Source organism: Streptomyces sp. NBC_00376 (assembly GCF_036077095.1).
GTDB lineage: Bacteria > Actinomycetota > Actinomycetes > Streptomycetales > Streptomycetaceae > Streptomyces.
In genome coordinates, this window is record NZ_CP107960.1 from 4,042,028 (window position 1) to 4,062,506 (window position 20,479).

The window sequence follows — 20,479 nt, forward strand, 5'->3', positions numbered from 1 at the left end:
GGAGCACTCAGAACACATCCGGGCACCACGCCCGCCGTCCCGCCCGGAACATCGCCTCCGCCGTCGCCACCGCGCCGGGTGTGAGTTCCTCGATGCGGCCCAGGGCCGCCAGCCGGGTCGGTGATTCGTCGCCCAGGTAGAGGGTGCCCAACTCCCGTATATCCAGGGCGAGATCGGCATCGGCCGTGGTGCGGGTGCAGTTCGTGCCGGAGGCGGTGGCCTCCAGGCGGTAGCGGCCGGGGGTCAGGCCCGAGGCGTCGTGGACGTCGAGGGTGAGCGTGCCGGGTGCCGCGTAGGTGCGGGCCTCCAGGGCGCGTACGACGTCCAGCAGCCGTACCCACAGCCAGTCCGCCTGAGTGACGATGCGGGCCGCGCGCGGGTCCGGGAGGAGCAGCGGCAGCAGGTCGTCGGGGGCGCGGTAGCCGGAGCGGACCGTGGTGATCCAGTCGATCGAGCAGACGAAGTGCCAGAGCGCGCGCTCGGCGGCCGGGGTGACGGCGATCTGTCCGAGCACCGTGGCCCGGTTCAGCGGCTGCTTGGCGTCGCCCCAGTTGTCGTCGGCCCGGTAGACGATCAGGCCGTCCACCTCGCCGGCGGCGTTGCTGTGGACCGCGTAGAAGGGCTCCGTCCAGGTCCCGGGACCCGGCTGGATCTCTCCGGTGTTCACGGACCACCAGCGCGCGTCGCGGTCGACCACGCCGTGCTGCCGGGCGCGCAGCCGGTCGTGGAGGGCCGGGCCCAGTTTGCGTACGTCCGCGCCGCTCACCAGGTCGATCCGGCCGCCGTCCCGCTCGGACGGGCCCGACCAGCGCGGGTCGAGGCCCGCCCTCGGTACGTCGATCTCCCACTCGGTGGTCCAGGTCGCCGGGCCGAAGCCGTACCGCCCGTAGATCGGGTACTCGGCGGCGATCAGCGTGGCGACCACCTCGCCGCGCTCCTTCGCCGCCGCCAGGTCCGTGGCCATCATCCGGCTGAGCAGCCCTCGACGGCGGTGCGTGGGCGACACCGTGACGTTGGAGATCGCGTCGGCCGGCACCGCGGCGCCGCCGACGGCCGTGAGTTCCTGCGCGAACGAACGGAACGTGGCCACGCACCGTCCGCCGTCGAACGCGCCCTGCGTGCGGGAGAGATCCGTGTGCGGAAGGCGCCTTTCCGCCTCCTGCTCCGTGGCCGTGTCCGTCGTCGGTTGCAGGAAGCCGGTGTGCTTGGCGCGCAGCCAGTCGGGGAATTCGGCAGCGGTGACCGTGCGGATGTCGAGAGCCATGCGAGCCACGCTAGGCACAGGGCTCACGGGATGTCTCCTGGTTTTCCGCCGCCGTGGAGCCGCCGTGGGACGGGCCGTGTCAGAAGGCCGCCCGGATCTCGCCGACCTCCCCGCCGCCGCCCAGCAGCGGCGCGTGTCCGATCCTGGCGACCACCGGGGCATCGATGCCGAGCAGCCGCAGCGAACGGGCCAGCACCGGCCCGAGGGCCCGCGTCGCACCGTCGTCGACCTTGAAGGCCAGCGCCCGGCCGTCCGCCAGCGCCACCGCCTGCACCGCCTCGGCACCCATCTTGGAGAGCGTGCCCGGCACCTCCCGCATCAGCCAGGTGTCGGGGCGGCGGGTCCCGGCCACGTACTCGGGGTGGGCCCGCATCGCGTCACCGACCCGGCGCTCCGCCGTCCCCGGCTCCGCCATCACGAACGTACGGAAGGCCCGCGCCAGGCCCACCAGGCTGATCGCCATCAGCGGCGCCCCGCACCCGTCCGTGCCGACCGCCGTGACCGGCTCGCCGGCCGCCTCCTCGACGACCCGGAGGACCAGCTGCTGGAGCGGGTGCGACGGGTCGAGGTAGGACGCCCGGTCCCAGCCGTTCAGCGCGCACACCGCGAGCATCGCCGCGTGCTTGCCGGAGCAGTTCATGGTGATCGGCTCCCGGACGTGGCCGGCGGCGAGATACGTCTCCGCCTCGACCGGGTCCAGCGGCAGATCGGGCGGGGTCTGCAGATCGGCGGGCGTCAGTCCGTGCTCGGCGAGCATCGTGCGGACGAGTTCGAGGTGGAAGTCCTCGCCGGAGTGGCTCGCGGCGGCCAGGGCCAGCCGCTCCCCGGACAGGTCCAGCCCGGCCCGCAGCACGGCCGCGGCCTGCATCGGCTTGTTGGAGGAGCGCGGGAAGACCGGCACCGTCGGATCGCCCAGGACCCGTTCCACGCTGCCGTCGGCGGCCAGCACGACCAGCGAGCCCCGATGGTGGCCCTCCACGAAGCCGGACCGTACGACCTCGGCCAGGACGGGGAGAGCGGGGGATATGGCGGACGGTGCAGCGGGGGCGGCGCTGGAGGTCATGGTGGCCTTCCGGGGACGAGCGGGGCCCGCCCCCCGGAAGGATCGCTTCAGGCGAGCAGGTCGTCTACTTGTGCTTCACCATCACGGTACCTGCGGGCGATCTCCGCGCTGCAATCGTCAGTGGTGCGTTGCAGCTGGTGACGGCGGCGGGAGACCTGCTGCTCGTAGCGGACCAGGCGCCCCATCGCGGTGTGCAGCTCTTCGTCCGTACGGGCGTCGAGATCGGACAGCTCGACCTCGGCCAGTGTCTCGGCGGCCAGCCGGCGGTACTCGTCGCTGCGGGGCGTGGTCAGCGTGACGTGCCGGGCGGAGGAGCGGTGCTGGGACGGAGTGTCGGCGAGGATCTCCGAGAGCCGGTCCACCACCGGTTTCTCCGGATCCAGCCGCCGGGCCAGCTCGGCCCGCAGGATGTCGATCCGGCCCTGGACGAGCCGGCGCACATAGCTGAGGTCGGCCTCGTCGCGCTGCGCGTCGCGGCGCAGCGTGCGCAGCTCCGGCAGCCGCAGGGTGACCAGCTCGGGCTGCGGCCCGGCGGACAGGCCGTCCTCCAGGCCGTGACCGGTTCGCTGAACGGGTGGCCGCATGGTGCTGGTGCTGGTGCTGGTACTGGCGCCGGTTCGTGTGACCGGTACGGCGCCGGGGGACTGCCCGGTTCCATAGGTACTCATGCTTGTGTCCATCCCCTCGACCGGTGCGTCGGCACACCGCCTCCCGAGCATGGTGCCACTTGGGTGGTGCCTATGTGGATGCTCTGTACCCGTTCAGCCCAAGATAGGTTGGTCTGTATGCGTGCAGTGATACAGAGGGTGGACGGCGCGAGCGTCACGGTGACCGACGGCGCGGACGGGGCCGGCGGGCCCGAGGTGGTCGGCGAAATCGTCGGCGAAGGGCTGTGCGTGCTGGTGGGAGTCACCCATGGGGACACCCCGGAGAAGGCGGCACAGCTCGCCCGCAAGCTCTGGTCGCTGCGCATCCTGGAGGGCGAGAAGTCCTGCTCCGATGTGAATGCACCACTTCTGGTGATTTCGCAGTTCACTCTCTACGGGGACGCCCGGAAGGGCCGCAGGCCCACCTGGAACGCGGCGGCTCCCGGCGAGGTCGCCGAACCGCTGGTCGACGAGGTGGTGAAGCAGCTGCGGGCGCTGGGCGCGCAGGTGGAGACGGGCCGGTTCGGGGCGGACATGCGGGTCTCGCTCACGAACCACGGCCCGTTCACCGTCGTCGTCGAGGTCTGAACCTTCGAGGTCAGAACCGGGGCCCTACGGCTCGACGACCGTCTCCTGGGCCGCGGCCGTGTCCCCGGCGAGCAGCTCGGCGTCCACCGCGACGTTCCGCTTCACCAGGGCCAGCGCGATCGGCCCCAGCTCGTGGTGGCGGGCGGACGTGGTGATGAAGCCCAGCTGGCGCCCCTCGGCGCCGTCCGCGGCGAGCCGTACCGGGGTGCCGTGTCCGGGCAGCAGCACCTCGCTGCCGTCGAGGTGCAGGAAGACCAGCCGACGCGGCGGCTTGCCCAGGTTCTGCACCCGGGCCACGGTCTCCTGGCCGCGGTAGCAGCCCTTCTGGAGGTGTACGGCGGTGCCGATCCAGCCCAGCTCGTGCGGGATGGTGCGGTGGTCGGTCTCGAAGCCGAGGCGCGGGCGGTGCGCCTCCACGCGCAGCGCCTCGTACGCCAGGATGCCGGCGACCGGGCCGTGCGCCGCCGCGTACTCCTCCAGGTCGGCGCGGGGCAGGAACAGGTCCCGGCCGTACGCCGTCTCCCGTACCGTCACGCCGTCCGGGACCTCCGCGATGGAGCCGGCCGGCAGGTACACCACGGCGAAGTCCTCGGTGCGGTCGGCGACTTCGACGCGGTAGAAGAACTTCATGGACTCCAGGTAGGCGATGAGATCGCCCTGGGTGCCCGGTTCGGCGTGCATCCACACGGTCTCGCCGTCGTCGACGAGGTAGAGGGCGTGCTCGATGTGCCCGTTGGCGGTGAGGATCAGGGCCTCGGTGGCCTGGCCCGGGGCGAGTTCGCTGACGTGCTGGGTGAGCAGCAGGTGCAGCCAGGCCAGCCGGTCGCTGCCGGTGACCGTGACGACGGCGCGGTGCGAGAGGTCGACGAGGCCGGAGCCGTCGGCGAGGGCTCGCTGCTCGCGGAACAGGTCGCCGTAGTGCGCGGCGACGCCTTCGTCGCGGCCTTCGGCGGGGACGGCGCCGGGCAGGGACAGCAGGGGGCTCTTCATGCGACCAGCGTACGACGCGGCATGAACGGTACGACCGGAGAGGCCGCTGTCCTAGACCGCGCCCTCGGGGTTCTCGGTGTTCTCGGGGTTCTCCGCCGCCTTCGCCGTGCACCCGGCGCAGCGGCCGAAGATCGCGAAGTGCTTCATGTCCGTCTCGAAACCGAAGCCGTCCCGGAGTTTCGCGGTGAACTCGGCGACGACGGCGACATCGGCCTCGATGACGTCGGTGCAGTCGCGGCAGACCAGATGGATGTGGTGGTGACGGTCGGCCAGGTGGTACGTGGGTGCCCCGTGCCCCAGGTGCGCGTGGCTGACCAGCCCGAGCTCCTCCAGGAGTTCGAGCGTCCGGTAGACGGTGGAGATGTTCACGCCGGACGCGGTCCTGCGCACCTCGGAGAGGATGTCGTCGGGTGTCGCGTGTTCCAGCGTGTCGACGGCTTCCAGGACAAGCTGCCGCTGCGGCGTCAGCCGATAGCCGCGCTGCCGGAGATCGGTCTTCCAGTCGGTGCTCACCACACGCCCAGTGTAGGACCGGGTGAGCACCTGCCCGCGGAGCGTTCGAGGAAGGACTGCTCGAAGACGGACTACTTGAAGAAGGCGATGCCGTCGTCCGGGAGGTCGCCGAGGCTCTTCGCCATCGCCTCGACCTCTTCCGGGGTGACGACCTTCTTCAGGTGCGCCGACATGTACGGGCGCAGCTCCACCTCGGGGGTGGCCTTCTCGCCGACCCACATGAGGTCGCTCTTCACATAGCCGTACAGACGCTTGCCACCGCTGTACGGGCCGGAGGCCGCGGTGCGGGCCACCGCGTCGGTGACCAGGTCGATCTGCGGCTTCTTGTCGGCCAGCTCGCCGTACCAGATCTCGATGACGCCCTGGTCGCGGGACATGACGACCTCGACCTTGCGGTCCTTGTCGATGCGCCAGTAGCCGGACTCGGTCTCCAGCGGCCGGACCTTCTCGCCCTCGGCGTCGAGCACCCAGCTGTGCGAGACGTACTCCAGGAAGTCCCGGCCGTCGTGGCTGAAGGAGACCTCCTGGCCGAAGTTGCACTGCTCGGCGCCGGGGAAGTCGGAAACACCGGCGCCCGCCCAGTTGCCGAGGAGGAAGGCCAGCGGGACGAGGTCCGGGTGGAGGTCGGACGGAATCTCGATCATGAGCGGCTCAGACGATCTGTGAGGTGGGGGTGGCTGCGGACGTGACACATCGGGTGCGAGGTGTCACGTTGTCGTGACGGGGTACCCGCGCGGACGGAGGCTGCGCGCAGGGTCAGCGCTGACCCTGGTACAGCTTCTTCACGGTCAGCCCGGCGAAGGCGAGCACGCCGACGCAGACCAGGACCAGCAGGGCGGAGAAGAATGCCTCAAGCACGGGAACTCCTTGCAACGAGCGTTATGGCAGCAGTACGGGGCCGGGCCCCAGCCTAATGGGTTGGGGCCCGGCCCGCCGGTTCGGGGTTTGCCCGGGGACCGCCCGGGGGCAGGTCAGCCCAGCAGCTGGTTCTGCAGGATCACCGTCTGGTGGAACGGAACGCTCCGGGTGCTCTCCTCGCCCTTGCGGGACTGGACGACGAGGGCGAGCGTGTCCCCGGCCACCACGTAGCCGTGGCGGACCCGCGCCTCGCCGTACGGCTTCGCCTCGTCGTACGCGTAGGACGAGGTGCCCGCCACCTTGCCGGCACCGCTCCAGCCCTCGTCGAGAACCGTCTCGGGCGCCCCGACGAGCGACGCCTCGGATCCGCTGCCGGCGATCGAGTCCATGAAGGCCTGGGCGAAGGCCGTCGAGTTGAACCGGACGAGATAGATCCGGGTCGACGTGCCGTCCGGCATGGTCCAGCCGCGGGCGGCGACGTGGCGCGGAGCCGAGTCCTTCAGCGTCTGCGCGAGATCGGAGCGACTGCTCTTCGCGTACTCGGAGAGGTACCGCTCCGTGCTCACCCAGCCGCCGTCGAGCTTCTTGTCCACGACCGCCCCGGCCGGGGCGGGCAGCAGCAGACGCCGCAGGTCGGCGTGGTGGATCTCGGCGACGTTGCTGTCGCTGTACGGGCGGGGCGAGCCGGCCGGGAGCGCGGGCAGGCTGAGCTCGGGATAGTCCCAGCGGCCGTCGCTCTCGGTGGCCAGACCGGGCACGTCGGTGCGCTCCATCGAGGTGATACCGAAGGCCGTACCGGCACCGAGCCCCCCGAGGACCAGGGCGGCGGCGGTCCACCGGGCGACGGCCCGCAACACCCGCCGCGGCGGCTTCGGCGCCGGCGACGGGGCCGGGTCTGGAAAGGGCTCGGGCGCCTGCGGTACGGAGGTGGCCTCGGCCGGCGCGGCGGGCACGGTCCCGTCGGGTGTCGCCGTCGTCTGCTCGGTCATATGTACTCCCCCGGGGACGCGATGTGGTCGAGCTGGTCCTTCAGGAGTTCGGCGACGGCCTTGCGGTCGAACGGCTTGGTGCCGGACGCCGAGAGGCTGACGCTCAGCTCGCCGTCGTACGCCAGGCAGTTCATCGACTTGATGGAGTCCTCGCCCTTGCGCAGGACGTAGCACCTGGCGTTCCTCGTGTGCCCCTTGATCTTCGGCTCCGTGCGGAAGATGCCGATGGCCTCGAAGAGGCCCGTCTTGAAGGCGTAGAAGTTCCGGACGGCCTTCTTGTCCTTCATCCGCATAATCTCGGTGCTGATCGCCAGGGTGTTGTCGTCCCCGGTGTAGGAACGGGTGGCGATGCCCTCGATACGGAGCTTGTCGATCCGCTTCTCGTGGGCCCGGCGCTCCTTGCCCGCGAGACCGCGGGCGTTCAGCTTCATGGCGGCGGTCGCCTTCCTGCCGCTCAGCTCGCCGTCGTTGCCCAGCTCCCCGTTGTCGGGGCCGAGCCGGTAGCCGGCCGGGACCGGCAGCAGCAGCTTGCTGAGCTCGGTTGAGACCCGGCCCCGGGCCACGTCACCGGCCGGGTCCTTGCCCGGCTTGTGCGCGGGCTCCTCCCAGAGGCGCGTTCCGGCGCTGCGGTCGGCGGCGTCCACCGAGTTCTTGGTGTGCACGGCCGCACCCGCGACCGCGGCGGCCACCAGCACGACGGGAAGCGCCATGAGGATCACCCGGCGCGGGCGGCCGGATGCGACGGTCCCGGAAGCGCCGCCGTTCTCGTCGGCGTTCTCGTCGACGCTCTCGTCGGGCGTGGGCGCCTGTGCGGTCACGTCGTTCACAGGCGCTCCAGCTGTCTCTCGGCCAACGTCCGGATGTCCTTCTTGCTGATCGGCACGGTGTCGTAGATGTGGATGTCGGCCGCGATGTCGCCCCGGTACACGGTGGCCCTGGCGTGGTAGGACGGCAGATAGCCCGGCTTCCGGTCGGCCTCGTAGAGGTAGTAGCGGCCGTTGCCGCTGCCCTTGATCGCATCGCCGCTGTTGCCCGCGCCGTTCGCGGATCCGGGCATGTACGCGAGCTGGCCCTCGGCGAAGTCCTGGGCCCCCTGGACGGTTCCCGAGCCGAACTGCACGAGATGGATCTCAGCGGTGCGGTACTGCCCGCGCTTCCAGGCGGCGGCCGCGATCCGTCGTACGTCGTATTCCAGGAAGTACTCGTACATGGAGCCCTCCTCCTTGTACGAGGAGCGGGCGTAGACGTCCGGGTCCAGATAGCCGTCGCTCAGGCCCGGCACCGAGATGTCGTCGTCGCTCCAGCCCGCGGGCCTGTCCACGATCAGCTTTCGCAGGTCGCCGTCCGTCCTGACCCGGCGGTCCTGGGACGCGGGCAGCGGATCGGGGGCCTTGCCCGGGGGCAGTGCCTTCGCCGGGTACGCCAGATCGGGCTGCGACAGGGCGGGCAGCGGGGTCGGGGCGCGTCCGGCCTGCACGTCGTAGCCCACGGCGGTGCCGCCCGCGATGCCGAGCACCGCGGCAGCGGCGAGAAGCAGCGCCGTACGCCCGCGCGGGCGCCTTGCGACGGGCGCGGCGACCGGTGGCGCCGACCCGTCAGAAATAGTGTTCGGTTCCAATCGGGATCCCCCCACGAGAGAAGCGCTGATTCCGTTATCCGCGCACACACCTGACCGCCGCCGAGGAGATGAGGTTGCCCGCCCGCCGATTACAGTTCGGCATATGCAGAAGAAGCTCGTGATCAAGGTGACCGCAGGTGCCGACTCCGCCGAGCGCTGCTCGCAGGCGTTCACGGTGGCCGCGGTCGCCGTCGCCAGCGGCGTGGAGGTCTCGCTCTGGCTGACCGGGGAGTCCTCGTGGTTCGCGCTGCCCGGGCGCGCCGCCGAGTTCGAACTGCCGCATGCCGCGCCGCTGCCCGATCTGATCGCGTCGATCCAGGCGGGTGGCCGGATCACCCTGTGCACGCAGTGCGCGGCCCGTCGTGACATCACCGAGCAGGACGTCCTGGAGGGCGTACGGATCGCCGGTGCCCAGGTCTTCGTCAGCGAGATCATGGCCGACGGCGTGCAGGCCCTCGTCTACTGACGCGAGAACGACGGGGAGCGTTATCGCCGCTTCTTGCCGTCGAGTTCGTCCCACCACTCGTCGGACTTCGGGTCGCCGGACGGGTCGTCCCACCAGCGGTCGTCCGGCCCCCGCCGGTTGGCGACCATGGCCGCGATGGGCGGGATCACCATCGCGACGAGGCACATCGCTATCGCGGCGGGCATCGACCACAGCCGGACAAAGGCCCAGGCCGATACGAACAGGACGATGCAACCGCCCATCATCAGGAAATAGCCGCGACGGCGTCGGGCGTACATACCTCCAGCGTAGGCCCGCCCCCGCCGGTGGGGCAGGCCCCGGTTCATGCCCCTACGGAATGGCCTTCCGTGCCCGTGCCCGTACGAATGGCTCGAAGGGCCGTACCCCGTTTCAGGAAGGCGTCCAACCCCCTGGGGTACGGCCCTTCGGCCGATCTGTGTCGCGGCGCGGGGCGCCCTAGACGGCGATCGCGACCTCGGAGAGGCCACCGGTCTGCGCGACGACCGTGCGGTCGGCGCTGCCGCCGGGGACGAGGGCGCGCAGCGTCCACGTGCCCTCGGCCGCGTAGAAGCGGAACTGTCCGGTCGCCGAGGTCGGGACCTCGGCGGTGAACTCGCCGGTCGAGTCCAGCAGTCGGACGTAGCCGGTGACGGGCTCGCCGTCGCGGGTCACGCTGCCCTGGATGGTGGTCTCACCGGGCTTGATGGTCGAAGCGTCGGGGCCGCCGGCCTTTGCTCCACACATGTGTTTCGTCCTTCTGGGTCGGGGGTCGTGCTGGTCCGGGTAGTGCGGAGTTACTTGTTGGCGCCGAGCTCGATCGGCACGCCCACGAGGGAGCCGTACTCGGTCCACGAACCGTCGTAGTTCTTGACGTTCTCCTGGCCGAGCAGCTCGTGCAGCACGAACCAGGTGAGCGCGGAGCGCTCGCCGATGCGGCAGTACGCGATGGTGTCCTTCGCCAGGTCGACCTGCTCGGCCTCGTACAGGGCCTTGAGCTCGTCGTCCGACTTGAAGGTGCCGTCGTCGTTGGCGTTCTTCGACCACGGGATGTTGCGGGCGCTCGGCACGTGGCCGGGGCGCTGGGACTGCTCCTGCGGGAGGTGCGCCGGGGCGAGCAGCTTGCCGCTGAACTCGTCGGGCGAACGCACGTCGACCAGGTTCTGGCTGCCGATCGCCTTCACGACGTCGTCGCGGTGGGCGCGGATCGACTCGTCCTGCGGCTGGGCCTTGTACTCGGTGACCGGGCGGGACGGGATGTCGTCGCCGTCGACCAGGTCGCGGGAGTCGAGCTCCCACTTCTTGCGGCCGCCGTCGAGCAGGCGGACGTCCTGGTGGCCGTAGAGCTTGAAGTACCAGAACGCGTAGGACGCGAACCAGTTGTTGTTGCCGCCGTACAGGACGACCGTGGTGTCGTTGCCGATGCCCTTCTCGGACAGCAGCTTCTCGAACCCGGCCTGGTCGATGAAGTCACGACGGACCGGGTCCTGGAGGTCCTTGGTCCAGTCGATCCGGATCGCATTCTTGATGTGGTTCTTCTCGTACGCCGAGGTGTCCTCGTCGACCTCGACGAGAGCGACCTTCGGGTCGTCGATGTGGGCCTCGACCCAGTCGGCGTCTACCAGGACGTCACTGCGGCTCATTCTGTTCTCCTCCGGGGCAGTCTGCGGCGAGATGATGCGAGACGGTGCGTGATGCGGGTGTACGGCGGCGCGGCGTGCGGCACACGTACAACGGCGATCGGGATGGGCCCTGACTTCGGTCGAAGGGCCGGGGAAATGCGGGGTGCCGAAGGCTCCCGCTCAGACAGTGCGACAGAGCATGGCGGCGACGCGGCACAGGTCCACTGCCCGCCGCTTCGTGAGATCCGCCCGTCCCCGCTGCGGGAGACCGCCAATAGAGCACTGCATGGGACCGATCGTAGGGACGTACCGGCGGCCATGTCACCGCTGTTTCGTATTTTGATACGCGATCGTCCACGATGTGGGACGGAACCGAGGGCGAAGCGCCCCTCGCACCGCCCCCGCATCGTCGCCGGGCCTCGGCCATCTATGGATCGGACAGGGCCGTCTCAATATGTGGCGCACTGTTGCGCATCCGGGCGTGCGGGAGCGCCGGGCCGGACGGGGAGGACGGCACGGGGCTCGGGCGGCGCGGGCTGCGGGCCCGAGAGGCCCTAGCCGGCGAGCTGTACGTCCGTGCCGGTGACCGAGATCTCCAGGCCGTCCGCGGTCGGCTGGATCTTCTGGAGCTTCAGGCCGCTCGGCAGGCCGCCGACCTCCCGGTCGAAGTCGGTCTTCTTGCGCACCAGCCCCTCCAGCCCGGGGATGTCCTCACCCGGTACCTGGTCCGCACGCACCCGGACGGTGTGGCCGTCGACCAGGGTGACGGTGGAGAGCACGCTGCGCGAGATCGGGCGGCCGAGGACATCGACCGTGCCGGTCACCTTCACCTTGTTCTTGCCGCCGTACTCGACGACGACGCCGTCGCTGGCGGCCTTGGTGAGGTCTTCGTACGAGATGACGGCAGTGCCCGTGGCGCGGGCGGCGGTGGCGCTGGAGTAGCCCTCGGACAGCTTCACCTCGTGCAGCGCGGCGTCCATCCTGCTGATCCGGAGCCTGCGGCCGTTGGCGTCGGTCTCGATGCCGGTGATCTCCACGTCGACCTCGTCGAGCTGATCCCCGGCGACCTGCGTCAGGAACGGGAATCCCTTGATGGAGACGTCCGTCGAACCGATCGTGGCACCGGTGACCCGGATCCGTCCCTCGGCCTCCGACTCGGCGAAGTACACCGCTGCCCGGTCCACGGCGACGAAGATCCCGCCCAGAACCACCACGATGACCAGCAGTATTCGCAGTGCACGCATGCCCGCTCTTTCCCCCACCCTGCAATCCGGCCGGACCCCTGGCGCCCCGCACGTCCGTCGGACATGCACGGCGCCCCGGGTGATCGACGAGCGGGCACCCCTCTTCGGTTCCCGGGGCGGCCGGTCCGGCGCTACGAGAGCGCGCGGCCGAGCAGGTACACGGCGGGCGCGGCGGCGGTGAGCGGCAGCGCCACACCGGCGGTCATGTGGACGAAGCGCGACGGATAGTCGTAGCTCGCCACCCGCAGCCCGATCAGGGCGCAGACTCCCGCCACGAGGCCGAGCAGCGCACCCTTCGCGCCCAGATCGGTCAGCACCCCGGCCACGGCGCCACCGCCCGCGGCGGCCAGCAGCGCCACCGCGACCGAGGCCGGTCCGGGCAGCGGCAGCGCCCGGACGAGCGCGGCGACCGCGACGGCCACCGCGCCCACCGTCACCGCGTCCGGGACCGCCGCGAGGTGTCCGGCGGCCAGGACCGAGAGCGCGGCCGAGGCGATCGTGGCCATCAGGCCCTGCATCCGCTCGTCGGCGCTCGCGTGGCTGCGCAGCTGGAGGACCACGGTGAGCAGCACCCAGACGCCGAGGGTGCCGAGGATGGCGGCCGGTCCGTTCTCCCGGCCCGCGGCGAGCAGCGCGATGTCGGCGACCAGGCCGCCCGCGAACGCGAGCGCGATGCCCTGCCGGGCCGGCCACATGCCGTTGAGCCGGAACCAGCCGGCCGCGGTCACGGCCTGGAGCAGCACCAGCGGTACGACGAGGGCGTACTGCCCGATCGCGGCGCCCAGGGCGAGCAGCAGCCCGAGCCCGGCGGTGAGCGCGGCCGGCTGCATGCCCGGCGCGATGATGGGCGAGCGGCCCTCGGCACGGGCTCGCTGGGCACCGGTGACGCGGCTGTTGCCCAGGGTGGTGGGGGCGCTGTAGCCGGCCGCGTCGTGCCCGGCGGCGGGAGCGGAAGCAGGGGCGGGCGCGGCTTCGGCCGGTGCCTCGGGCGGGAGCGGATGCCCGCCCGTGGCGCCCAGCGGCGGCAGATAGGTGGTCTCGGCGGCGGCCGGAACGGGCTGCTGCACGGGCTCCTGCTGCACAGGCTGGGCCGGCTGGGCGGAGTGGATCACCGGCTGGTACTGGGTGTCCCAGGTCTGGCCCTCCCACGTCTGCGCGACGCCGGGGTCCTGCGGACCGTGCGCGGCAGGTGCGGCGGGCTCCTGCGGATACCCGGCCGACCACGCCTGCCCGGGGTTCGCCCGGGGCGCCTGGTTCGGGTCGTACTGGTTCTCCGCCTGCGGCTGCGGCTGCGGCTGCTGGCCGTACGGCTGCTGCGCGCCGTAGGACTGGTGGCCGTAGCCCTGATCACCGTACGACTGACCGCCGTACGCCTGGCCGCCGTACGCCTGATCACCGTAGGACTGCGCACCGTACGCCTGATCGCCGTAGGACTGCGCACCGTACGCCTGATCGCCGTAGGACTGATCGCCGTACGACTGCGGCTGTGGCTGCGGGTGCCGGCCGTGCGACGGGTCGTGGCCGGGGACGTGCCCGTAACCCTGGTCCTGTCCGTACGGATGCTGCTGATCGTTGCTGCTCATGTTCTGCGGTTCACCCTCCTGCGAACGGCGGGAGCACCTCGACCGTGCCGCCCTCGGCAAGGCGTACGGTCTCATGGCCGCGGGTGCCCACGGGGTCACCGTCGATGAGGAACGAGCACCTTTGCAGCACTCGGGTGAGCTCTCCGGGGTGCCGTTCACGCACCGCGTCGAGCGCCTCGGCGAGGGTCGCAGCCATGTACGGCTCCTCCGCGGTCCCGGCCGCGGCCTTGGCGGCGGCCCAGTAGCGGATGGTTACCGCAGGCATGGCGCCACTCCTCTCGTCTCTCGTCAGCTGTCCATCATCGGTCACCGCGCCACCGCCCAGTCGGCGATGCGGGTGAGCAAGGTCTCGTCCGCGGCGTTCTCCGCGTGCCCCATCCCGCGCTCCAGCCACAGCTCGGCGCCCTCGCCCGCCGCGTCGGCCAGCGCGCGCGGGTGGTCCAGCGGGAAGTACGGGTCCCGGTCGCCGTGCACGATCAGCAGCGGCGCCGGGGCGATCAGAGCGGCGGCCTCGACCGGCGGGAGCGGCACGGGGTCCCATTCCTCGCGGTCGATCCGGGTGTGCAGGCCGTAGCGGCCGACCAGCCGGCCCAGGGGCCGGGTGACCACCCAGTGCAGCCGACGCATCGGGGCCGTGCCCCGGTAGTACCAGCGGGCGGGGGCGCTCACGGCCACCACCGCATCCGCGTGCGCCCCCGCACGCGCTCCGGTGCGCCCCTCGCGCTCCAGGACGTCACCGGCTCCCGCGTCGCCGTCCGGCCGGCCCGCGTACAGCGCACCGTGCCGCAGCACCACCGAACCGCCCATGGAGAACCCGACGGTCACCACCCGGCGGTGTCCGAGCGACCGCGCCCACTCCACCGCCGCCGCCAGATCCAGCACCTCGCGGTCACCCACCGTCGACCGCCCGCCGGAGCCGCCGTGCCCCCGGAACGAGAAGGTGACCACGGCCGCACGCCCGGCGAACACCGCGGCGGCACGCCGCACCGCGGGCCGGTCCACCGAACCGGTGAAACCGTGCGCGAGCACGATCGCAGTACCGTCGAAGGATGATTCCGCAACGACCCCGGCACCTGCCGTGCACGGCTCGTACACCGCCTCGATACGCACCCCGTCATCGGCACGCAATGTCGTGCGCAGGGAACCGGGCGTGATCGAGGGAACAGTGGAACTCCGAATTCGCCCCTCGGACACAGAACTCATGTGGGCTATTGTGCTGGGAAGAGGATCCGGGCAGAGCAGCCCCCGGGTCCTTTTGTGCTTTCCAGGCGTTGTTACGGCGACGTTTCCACAAGCTCAGCGGCCCCGGGGCGCGGGACCGCAGCCGTGGGACCAGCACGAAAACGTACGAAGAAGTGCCGCATACTCCCCCGGGCCCGGCCCGGGAGTGCCCCTCTCGCAGGGAACGAGGAGGACCGACGTAATGGGCGAGCGAACCGTGCACGATCATCGACCGACGACCCAGGCAGGTGGGCGGCGATGAGTTCACTGCTGCTCCTGACGAATGCCCTTCAACCGTCGACGGAGGTGCTCCCCGCCCTCGGACTCCTGCTCCACAGCGTGCGGGTGGCACCGGCCGAAGGCCCCGCTCTCGTCGACACCCCCGGTGCCGACGTCATCCTGATCGACGGCCGCCGCGACCTCCCCCAGGTGCGGTCGCTCTGCCAGCTGCTGCGGTCCACCGGACCGGGCTGTCCGCTGATCCTCGTCGTGACGGAGGGCGGCCTCGCGGCCGTCACCGCCGACTGGGGCATCGACGACGTGCTGCTGGACACGGCGGGACCGGCCGAGGTGGAGGCCCGGCTGCGGCTGGCCACCGGACGGCAGCAGATCAGCTCCGACGACTCCCCGATGGAGATCCGCAACGGCGACCTCTCGGTCGACGAGGCCACTTACAGCGCGAAATTGAAGGGCCGGGTCCTGGACCTGACCTTCAAGGAATTCGAACTGCTCAAGTACCTGGCGCAGCACCCGGGACGGGTCTTCACCCGCGCCCAGCTGCTCCAGGAGGTCTGGGGCTACGACTACTTCGGCGGTACGCGGACGGTCGACGTCCATGTGCGGCGGCTGCGCGCCAAGCTCGGCCCCGAGCACGAGTCGCTGATCGGCACGGTCCGCAATGTCGGCTACCGCTTCGTGGTGCCCGAGAAGGTGGAGCGCGCGGCCGAGGAGGCCAAGGACCGGGCCGCGACGAAGGCGGCCGCAGAACCCCTGACCCGTTCGGAGCAGTCGCGGGCTGCCGCGATGAAGGAAGAAGCCCCGGTCCGGCCTGCCGGGAGGTAGGTATATCCGCGTAGACTGCCGCGCGTGGCCAAGGTGACGCGGGACGATGTGGCGAGACTGGCGGGGACGTCGACCGCGGTCGTCAGCTACGTCATCAACAACGGACCGAGGCCGGTCGCCCCGGCCACGCGCGAGCGGGTGCTCGCCGCGATCAAGGAGCTGGGCTACCGGCCGGACCGGGTTGCCCAGGCGATGGCGTCGCGGCGGACCGATCTCATAGGGATGATCGTGCCGGACGCCCGGCAGCCGTTCTTCGCCGAGATGGCGCACGCGGTCGAACAGGCCGCCGCCGAGCGCGGAAAAATGGTGCTCGTCGGCAACTCCGACTACCGCGACGAGCGCGAGGTCCACTATCTGCGGGCCTTCCTCGGCATGCGGGTCTCCGGCCTGATCCTGGTCAGTCAGGGCCCCAGTGAGCGGGCGGCGGCCGAGATAGAGGCGTGGGACGCGCGGGTCGTGCTGCTGCACGAGCGGCCGGAGGCGATCGACGACGTCGCGGTCGTCACCGACGACGTCGGCGGCGCCCAGCTCGCCACCCGGCACCTGCTGGAGCACGGCAACGAGTACGTGGCGTGTCTGGGCGGCGTGGAGTCCACCCCGGCGGTCGGTGACCCGGTCGCCGACCACGTCGAGGGCTGGCGCCGGGCGATGCACGAGTCGGGGCGCTCGACGGAGGGCCGGCTCTTCCAGGCCCCGTACAACCGTTACGACGCCTACCAGGTGGCGCTGAAGCTGCTCGCCGGGCCGGACCGGCCGCCGGCGATCTTCTGCTCTACGGACGACCAGGCGATCGGGGTGCTGCGGGCCGCGCGCGAGCTGCGCATCGATGTGCCCGGGGAGCTCGCGGTGGCGGGCTTCGACGACGTGAAGGAAGCCGGGCTGACCGATCCGCCGCTGACGACGGTCTCCTCCGACCGCCCGGCGATGGCGCGGGCCGCGGTGGACCTGGTGCTCGACGACTCGTTGCGGGTGTCGGGGTCGCGGCGGGAGCGGCTGAAGCAGTTCCCGTCGGCGCTGGTGGTGCGGCGCTCGTGCGGCTGCGGGGAGCCGACGGTCAGGTAGCGGGCGGACCACCCCCCGGACCGGCCGCCGGGCCGCGCCCCCACCGGACCGGGGCCGCCTCCTTATATCGGGCATACGAGCTTCTGCCCGGCTTCTCAGCGCGTGCTCAGGCTTCTCTCATCTTCGCCCGACACGCTCATATGCATGACAGAGAGCCAGCGCCCGAGCGGCGAGTACCCGATGTACCCCTCGTACGGCAACGGCGACGCGGCCTACCCGCCGCCGCCGTCATACCAGCCCGCGCAGCCGATCGCGACGGGTCCCGGAACCACCGTGTGGCCCAGCGGGAACGGCGGCAGCGGCAACGACGGCAACGGGGTCGGCGGACCGGACTTCCCGCCGCCCGCCCCCCAGGAACCGGCCGCGCCCCGGAACCGGGCCAGGCGGCCGGTCGCCCTCCTCGCGGCCGTGGCGATCGCGGCGGCGATCGTCGGCGGCGGCACCGCCACCGTCATCGAGCAGCTCACCGGCGACAGCTCGAACAGCGCGAGCAGCGTCATCCCCGGGACCACCGTCTCGCAGAGCAGCAAGGGCACCGTCTCCGGTGTCGCCAAGGCCGTCTCGCCGATGATCGTCGAGATCAACGCGACCTCGACGGCGGGCGAGTCCACCGGCTCCGGCGTGGTCATCACGTCCGACGGCGAGGTCGTCACCAACAACCACGTCATCTCCGGCGCCTCGTCGATCAAGGTGACGCTCAGCACCGGCAAGACGTACACCGCCGACGTCGTCGGCACCGACCCCGACAAGGACCTCGCGCTGATCAAGCTCCGGGGCGCGAGCGGGCTGAAGACGGCCACGCTGGGCGACTCCTCGCAGGTCGCGGTCGGCGACCAGGTCGTGGCGATCGGCTCGCCCGAGGGCCTCACCGGCACCGTCACCAGCGGCATCGTCTCCGCCCTCGACCGCGATGTCACCGTCGCCAAGGAGGACGGCAACGGCCAGGGCCAGAACGGGCAGGGCGGACAGGGCGGCGCCGAGCAGTGGCCGTTCGAGTTCGGCGGCCGGCAGTTCAACGGCGACACCGGTGAATCCACCACCACGTACAAGGCCATCCAGACCGACGCCTCGCTCAACCCCGGCAACTCCGGCGGCGCGCTCATCAACATGAACGGCGAGATCATCGGCATCAACTCCGCGATGTACTCGGCGAGTTCGTCCGGCGGATCCAGCAGTTCGAGCGCCGGCAGCGTGGGCCTCGGCTTCGCCATCCCGGTCAACACGCTCAAGGCCGACCTCGACACCCTGCGGGCCGGCAACGGCTCCTGAGACTCCTGAAACTCCAGAGGAGACCGACACATGCACCACCCCTCCCACACCCCCACCGGCCCGGCCGACCTGGCCCTGCCCCTCGCGCTCGTGAGCGAACAGGCCACGCACGGTACGGACCGCGCTCCGGAGGTCGGTACCACCGCTGCCCGCAAGCGCCGGGCCGCACGACGACGCGCCGCGGCCGTGCGAGGCTGAGAGCACAACGCCCCGGAACGCCCGGGGACGCACGGCACGAGAAGAGGACGACGAGCGATGAGCCCCGCCGAAGACGATCCGCAGCGCATCCTGATCGTCGACGACGAGCCCGCCGTGCGCGAGGCCCTGCAGCGCAGCCTCGCGTTCGAGGGCTACGGCACCGAGGTGGCCGTCGACGGCCTCGACGCCCTCGCCAAGGCGGATTCGTACGCCCCCGACCTCATCGTCCTCGACATCCAGATGCCCCGGATGGACGGCCTGACCGCCGCCCGCCGGCTCCGCTCCGCGGGCACCACCACGCCGATCCTGATGCTCACCGCCCGCGACACCGTCGGCGACCGGGTCACCGGCCTCGACGCGGGCGCCGACGACTACCTGGTCAAGCCCTTCGAGCTGGACGAGCTGTTCGCCCGCATCCGGGCCCTGCTGCGCCGCAGCTCGTACGCGGCCTCGGCGGGCGGCGCGGTCCCCGCCGACGACGAGCTGGCCTTCGCGGACCTGCGGATGAACCTCGCCACCCGCGAGGTCACCCGGGGCACCCGCCGGGTCGAGCTGACCCGTACCGAGTTCACCCTGCTGGAGATGTTCCTGGCCCACCCGCGCCAGGTGCTGACCCGCGAGCAGATCCTCAAGGCGGTGTGGGGCTTCGACTTCGAGCCGAGTTCCAACTCACTGGACGTGTACGTGATGTACCTGCGCCGCAAGACGGAGGCGGGCGGCGAGCCGCGCCTCGTACACACCGTGCGGGGTGTCGGCTACGCGCTCCGCTCCGGCGGCGGTGACGGATGACCGGCCCCCTGCGCCGGCTCCGCGCCCTGCCGCTGCGGTCCCGGCTCGCGCTGTTGGTGGCGACGGCGGTGGCGATCGCGGTCGCGGCGGTCGCGGCGGGCTGCTGGTTCGCGACGAAGGCGCAGCTGGAGAGCCAGATGGATTCCTCACTGCGCAATGTCAAGGTCAGCGACGAATACATGCAGAAGCTGTTCATCGCCTGCACCCGTCCCGACCGGGCGACCGTCCCGCCGATCGGGGGGTACACCGTGCAGCTCGTCACCGTGTCCGGGAGCACCTGCACCTCCGCCGGGGCCTCGCCGATCGACGTGACGGCCGCCGACATCGCCGTGGCCGCCGGTGTGCGGGACGACGTCCTGCACACGGCCAGCACGAAGAGCGGCAAGAAGATGCGCGTGCACACCTACGCGTACGAGACCCACAACCCGGCGCCCGGCCTGGTCCCGGGAAGCTTCGCGGTCTCCGTCGCCCGTCCGATGAGCGAGATCGACGACCCGCTCTCCACCCTCGCCTGGATGCTCCTGGCCGTCTCCGGCATCGGCGTCATCGGTGCGGGCGCGGCCGGTCTCTGGGTCGCCCGCACCGGACTGCGCCCCGTCGACGAGCTCACCGAGGCCGTCGAGCACGTCGCCCGCACCGAGGACCTCACCGTCCGTATCCCGGTCGACGGCGAGGACGAGATCGCCCGGCTGTCCCGCTCCTTCAACTCGATGACCGCGTCCCTGGCCAGCTCCCGCGACCGCCAGGCCCAGCTGATCGCGGATGCCGGCCACGAGCTGCGGACCCCGCTGACGTCGCTGCGCACCAACGTCGAACTCCTCGCCCGCAGCGAGGACACCGGCCGCCCCATCCCGCCCGACGACCGCAAGGCCCTGATGAAGTCGGTCAAGGCCCAGATGACCGAGCTGGCCTCGCTCATCGGCGACCTCCAGGAACTGGCCCGCCCCGACGCCCCCACCCCTGGCCCGCTCCAGGTCGTCGCGCTGCACGACATCGCGGACACCGCCCTGGAACGCGCCCGGCTGCGCGGCCCCGAGCTGACCATCCGGGCGGACCTGACCCCCTGGTACGTACGGGCCGAGCCCGCCGCACTGGAGAGGGCGGTGGTCAACGTCCTGGACAACGCGGTCAAGTTCAGCCCGTCCCGCGGCGCGATCGAGGTCGCCCTGCGCGACGGCGAGCTGACCGTACGGGACCAGGGCCCCGGCATCCCCGCCGACGAACTCCCCCACGTCTTCGAACGCTTCTGGCGCTCCCCGTCCGCCCGCCAGCTCCCCGGCTCGGGCCTGGGCCTGTCGATCGTCGCCCGCACGGTCCAGCAGTCGGGCGGCGAGATCACCCTCAGCCCGGCGACGGACGGCCCGGGCACGATCGCCTCGATCCGGCTGCCGGGGGCGCCGCAACCACCGCCGGGGCTGTGAGCGCGGGGCGCGTCG

25 protein-coding genes are annotated in these 20,479 nt (G+C 71.4%); 8 read left to right on the plus strand and 17 right to left on the minus strand.

Features of this window, described 5'->3' with window-relative positions:
- Positions 1-7 precede the first annotated feature (7 nt).
- The 3 genes from OG842_RS18240 to OG842_RS18250 all read right to left on the minus strand — a co-directional run bounded on the left by OG842_RS18240 (position 8) and on the right by OG842_RS18250 (position 2,995).
- Positions 8-1,264 carry a GNAT family N-acetyltransferase gene (locus OG842_RS18240; RefSeq protein ID WP_266730927.1) on the minus strand — a complete coding sequence of 419 codons (1,257 nt, stop codon included), beginning with the start codon at positions 1,262-1,264 and terminating at the stop codon, positions 8-10.
- A 79-nt stretch (positions 1,265-1,343) separates the two neighbouring features.
- Positions 1,344-2,327, minus strand: a complete 984-nt coding sequence (locus OG842_RS18245; RefSeq protein WP_328512362.1) for an asparaginase — start codon at positions 2,325-2,327, stop codon at positions 1,344-1,346.
- Between the two features lie 47 nt (positions 2,328-2,374).
- Positions 2,375-2,995, minus strand: coding sequence for an RsiG family protein (locus OG842_RS18250; RefSeq protein WP_266730930.1), 621 nt, complete (start codon positions 2,993-2,995; stop codon positions 2,375-2,377).
- Positions 2,996-3,112: 117 nt separating this feature from the next.
- Here OG842_RS18250 and dtd point away from each other — a divergent pair, with 117 nt between their 5' ends.
- A complete protein-coding gene (dtd, locus tag OG842_RS18255) occupies positions 3,113-3,562 on the plus strand; it encodes a D-aminoacyl-tRNA deacylase (RefSeq protein WP_328512363.1) in 450 nt (149 codons plus the stop codon).
- A 24-nt stretch (positions 3,563-3,586) separates the two neighbouring features.
- Here the strand turns inward: dtd and ygfZ are convergent, their stop codons facing one another.
- From ygfZ to OG842_RS18285, 6 genes are all read right to left on the minus strand, one after another.
- Positions 3,587-4,552 carry a CAF17-like 4Fe-4S cluster assembly/insertion protein YgfZ gene (gene ygfZ / locus OG842_RS18260; RefSeq protein ID WP_266730933.1) on the minus strand — a complete coding sequence of 322 codons (966 nt, stop codon included), beginning with the start codon at positions 4,550-4,552 and terminating at the stop codon, positions 3,587-3,589.
- A gap of 51 nt (positions 4,553-4,603) precedes the next feature.
- Positions 4,604-5,068, minus strand: a complete 465-nt coding sequence (locus OG842_RS18265) for a Fur family transcriptional regulator (RefSeq protein WP_266730935.1) — start codon at positions 5,066-5,068, stop codon at positions 4,604-4,606.
- A gap of 68 nt (positions 5,069-5,136) precedes the next feature.
- Positions 5,137-5,709, minus strand: coding sequence for an FABP family protein (locus OG842_RS18270; RefSeq protein ID WP_266730937.1), 573 nt, complete (start codon positions 5,707-5,709; stop codon positions 5,137-5,139).
- 327 nt (positions 5,710-6,036) lie between these two features.
- Positions 6,037-6,912: a hypothetical protein gene (locus OG842_RS18275; RefSeq protein WP_328512364.1), complete on the minus strand. Its 876-nt coding sequence runs from the start codon at positions 6,910-6,912 to the stop codon at positions 6,037-6,039.
- On the minus strand, positions 6,909-7,739 hold the full coding sequence (locus OG842_RS18280) for a hypothetical protein (RefSeq protein WP_266730940.1): 831 nt from the start codon (positions 7,737-7,739) through the stop codon (positions 6,909-6,911). The genes OG842_RS18275 and OG842_RS18280 overlap by 4 nt, the downstream gene beginning before the upstream one ends.
- Positions 7,736-8,530, minus strand: a complete 795-nt coding sequence (locus OG842_RS18285) for a hypothetical protein (RefSeq protein WP_266730941.1) — start codon at positions 8,528-8,530, stop codon at positions 7,736-7,738. The genes OG842_RS18280 and OG842_RS18285 overlap by 4 nt, the downstream gene beginning before the upstream one ends.
- Positions 8,531-8,633: 103 nt before the next feature.
- Between OG842_RS18285 and OG842_RS18290 the strand changes: the two genes are divergently transcribed.
- The gene (locus tag OG842_RS18290) at positions 8,634-8,996 is read left to right on the plus strand and encodes a DsrE family protein (protein ID WP_266730943.1); all 363 of its coding nucleotides are present in this window, start codon (positions 8,634-8,636) and stop codon (positions 8,994-8,996) included.
- Positions 8,997-9,016: 20 nt separating this feature from the next.
- Here OG842_RS18290 and OG842_RS18295 read toward each other — a convergent pair whose 3' ends face one another.
- From OG842_RS18295 to OG842_RS18325, 8 genes are all read right to left on the minus strand, one after another.
- On the minus strand, positions 9,017-9,274 hold the full coding sequence (locus OG842_RS18295) for a DUF3099 domain-containing protein (protein WP_266730944.1): 258 nt from the start codon (positions 9,272-9,274) through the stop codon (positions 9,017-9,019).
- Between the two features lie 178 nt (positions 9,275-9,452).
- Entirely contained in the window at positions 9,453-9,740 is a 288-nt protein-coding gene (locus OG842_RS18300; RefSeq protein ID WP_018490348.1) for a DUF1416 domain-containing protein, read from the minus strand.
- A gap of 50 nt (positions 9,741-9,790) precedes the next feature.
- Positions 9,791-10,636 carry a sulfurtransferase gene (locus tag OG842_RS18305; RefSeq protein ID WP_328512365.1) on the minus strand — a complete coding sequence of 282 codons (846 nt, stop codon included), beginning with the start codon at positions 10,634-10,636 and terminating at the stop codon, positions 9,791-9,793.
- Between the two features lie 159 nt (positions 10,637-10,795).
- The gene (locus tag OG842_RS45230; RefSeq protein ID WP_350983699.1) at positions 10,796-10,903 is read right to left on the minus strand and encodes a putative leader peptide; all 108 of its coding nucleotides are present in this window, start codon (positions 10,901-10,903) and stop codon (positions 10,796-10,798) included.
- A gap of 266 nt (positions 10,904-11,169) precedes the next feature.
- Positions 11,170-11,859 carry an LmeA family phospholipid-binding protein gene (locus OG842_RS18310; protein ID WP_266730947.1) on the minus strand — a complete coding sequence of 230 codons (690 nt, stop codon included), beginning with the start codon at positions 11,857-11,859 and terminating at the stop codon, positions 11,170-11,172.
- Positions 11,860-11,990: 131 nt separating this feature from the next.
- Positions 11,991-13,442 (minus strand): hypothetical protein, encoded by a 1,452-nt coding sequence (locus OG842_RS18315; protein ID WP_328512366.1) that lies wholly within the window; start codon positions 13,440-13,442, stop codon positions 11,991-11,993.
- 10 nt (positions 13,443-13,452) lie between these two features.
- Positions 13,453-13,707 (minus strand): MoaD/ThiS family protein, encoded by a 255-nt coding sequence (locus OG842_RS18320; RefSeq protein ID WP_266730949.1) that lies wholly within the window; start codon positions 13,705-13,707, stop codon positions 13,453-13,455.
- A 41-nt stretch (positions 13,708-13,748) separates the two neighbouring features.
- Positions 13,749-14,645: an alpha/beta hydrolase family protein gene (locus tag OG842_RS18325; protein WP_266730951.1), complete on the minus strand. Its 897-nt coding sequence runs from the start codon at positions 14,643-14,645 to the stop codon at positions 13,749-13,751.
- 276 nt (positions 14,646-14,921) lie between these two features.
- Between OG842_RS18325 and OG842_RS18330 the strand changes: the two genes are divergently transcribed.
- The 6 genes from OG842_RS18330 to OG842_RS18355 all read left to right on the plus strand — a co-directional run bounded on the left by OG842_RS18330 (position 14,922) and on the right by OG842_RS18355 (position 20,464).
- The gene (locus OG842_RS18330) at positions 14,922-15,725 is read left to right on the plus strand and encodes a winged helix-turn-helix transcriptional regulator (RefSeq protein WP_266730952.1); all 804 of its coding nucleotides are present in this window, start codon (positions 14,922-14,924) and stop codon (positions 15,723-15,725) included.
- Between the two features lie 24 nt (positions 15,726-15,749).
- A complete protein-coding gene (locus OG842_RS18335) occupies positions 15,750-16,787 on the plus strand; it encodes a LacI family DNA-binding transcriptional regulator (RefSeq protein ID WP_266730953.1) in 1,038 nt (345 codons plus the stop codon).
- Positions 16,788-16,931: 144 nt separating this feature from the next.
- Positions 16,932-18,056, plus strand: a complete 1,125-nt coding sequence (locus OG842_RS18340) for a S1C family serine protease (protein ID WP_266730954.1) — start codon at positions 16,932-16,934, stop codon at positions 18,054-18,056.
- A 30-nt stretch (positions 18,057-18,086) separates the two neighbouring features.
- Complete coding sequence (locus OG842_RS18345) at positions 18,087-18,254, plus strand: hypothetical protein (RefSeq protein WP_266730956.1); 168 nt, start codon at positions 18,087-18,089, stop codon at positions 18,252-18,254.
- Positions 18,255-18,311: 57 nt separating this feature from the next.
- On the plus strand, positions 18,312-19,043 hold the full coding sequence (locus OG842_RS18350) for a response regulator transcription factor (RefSeq protein ID WP_266730957.1): 732 nt from the start codon (positions 18,312-18,314) through the stop codon (positions 19,041-19,043).
- Positions 19,040-20,464, plus strand: coding sequence for a sensor histidine kinase (locus OG842_RS18355; protein WP_266730959.1), 1,425 nt, complete (start codon positions 19,040-19,042; stop codon positions 20,462-20,464). Before OG842_RS18350 ends, OG842_RS18355 begins: the two co-directional genes overlap by 4 nt.
- The last annotated feature ends 15 nt before the right edge of the window (positions 20,465-20,479 follow it).

What these genes read in the sequence shown, in the direction of transcription:
- OG842_RS18240 (WP_266730927.1), bottom strand. Translation starts at nt 1,264, where the DNA reads ATGGCTCTCGACATCCGCACGGTCACCGCTGCCGAATTCCCCGACTGG.
- OG842_RS18245 (WP_328512362.1), bottom strand. Translation starts at nt 2,327, where the DNA reads ATGACCTCCAGCGCCGCCCCCGCTGCACCGTCCGCCATATCCCCCGCT.
- OG842_RS18250 (WP_266730930.1), bottom strand. Translation starts at nt 2,995, where the DNA reads ATGAGTACCTATGGAACCGGGCAGTCCCCCGGCGCCGTACCGGTCACA.
- dtd (WP_328512363.1), top strand. Translation starts at nt 3,113, where the DNA reads ATGCGTGCAGTGATACAGAGGGTGGACGGCGCGAGCGTCACGGTGACC.
- ygfZ (WP_266730933.1), bottom strand. Translation starts at nt 4,552, where the DNA reads ATGAAGAGCCCCCTGCTGTCCCTGCCCGGCGCCGTCCCCGCCGAAGGC.
- OG842_RS18270 (WP_266730937.1), bottom strand. Translation starts at nt 5,709, where the DNA reads ATGATCGAGATTCCGTCCGACCTCCACCCGGACCTCGTCCCGCTGGCC.
- OG842_RS18275 (WP_328512364.1), bottom strand. Translation starts at nt 6,912, where the DNA reads ATGACCGAGCAGACGACGGCGACACCCGACGGGACCGTGCCCGCCGCG.
- OG842_RS18290 (WP_266730943.1), top strand. Translation starts at nt 8,634, where the DNA reads ATGCAGAAGAAGCTCGTGATCAAGGTGACCGCAGGTGCCGACTCCGCC.
- OG842_RS18295 (WP_266730944.1), bottom strand. Translation starts at nt 9,274, where the DNA reads ATGTACGCCCGACGCCGTCGCGGCTATTTCCTGATGATGGGCGGTTGC.
- OG842_RS18300 (WP_018490348.1), bottom strand. Translation starts at nt 9,740, where the DNA reads ATGTGTGGAGCAAAGGCCGGCGGCCCCGACGCTTCGACCATCAAGCCC.
- OG842_RS18305 (WP_328512365.1), bottom strand. Translation starts at nt 10,636, where the DNA reads ATGAGCCGCAGTGACGTCCTGGTAGACGCCGACTGGGTCGAGGCCCAC.
- OG842_RS45230 (WP_350983699.1), bottom strand. Translation starts at nt 10,903, where the DNA reads ATGCAGTGCTCTATTGGCGGTCTCCCGCAGCGGGGACGGGCGGATCTC.
- OG842_RS18310 (WP_266730947.1), bottom strand. Translation starts at nt 11,859, where the DNA reads ATGCGTGCACTGCGAATACTGCTGGTCATCGTGGTGGTTCTGGGCGGG.
- OG842_RS18315 (WP_328512366.1), bottom strand. Translation starts at nt 13,442, where the DNA reads ATGAGCAGCAACGATCAGCAGCATCCGTACGGACAGGACCAGGGTTAC.
- OG842_RS18320 (WP_266730949.1), bottom strand. Translation starts at nt 13,707, where the DNA reads ATGCCTGCGGTAACCATCCGCTACTGGGCCGCCGCCAAGGCCGCGGCC.
- OG842_RS18325 (WP_266730951.1), bottom strand. Translation starts at nt 14,645, where the DNA reads ATGAGTTCTGTGTCCGAGGGGCGAATTCGGAGTTCCACTGTTCCCTCG.
- OG842_RS18330 (WP_266730952.1), top strand. Translation starts at nt 14,922, where the DNA reads ATGAGTTCACTGCTGCTCCTGACGAATGCCCTTCAACCGTCGACGGAG.
- OG842_RS18340 (WP_266730954.1), top strand. Translation starts at nt 16,932, where the DNA reads ATGACAGAGAGCCAGCGCCCGAGCGGCGAGTACCCGATGTACCCCTCG.
- OG842_RS18345 (WP_266730956.1), top strand. Translation starts at nt 18,087, where the DNA reads ATGCACCACCCCTCCCACACCCCCACCGGCCCGGCCGACCTGGCCCTG.
- OG842_RS18350 (WP_266730957.1), top strand. Translation starts at nt 18,312, where the DNA reads ATGAGCCCCGCCGAAGACGATCCGCAGCGCATCCTGATCGTCGACGAC.
- OG842_RS18355 (WP_266730959.1), top strand. Translation starts at nt 19,040, where the DNA reads ATGACCGGCCCCCTGCGCCGGCTCCGCGCCCTGCCGCTGCGGTCCCGG.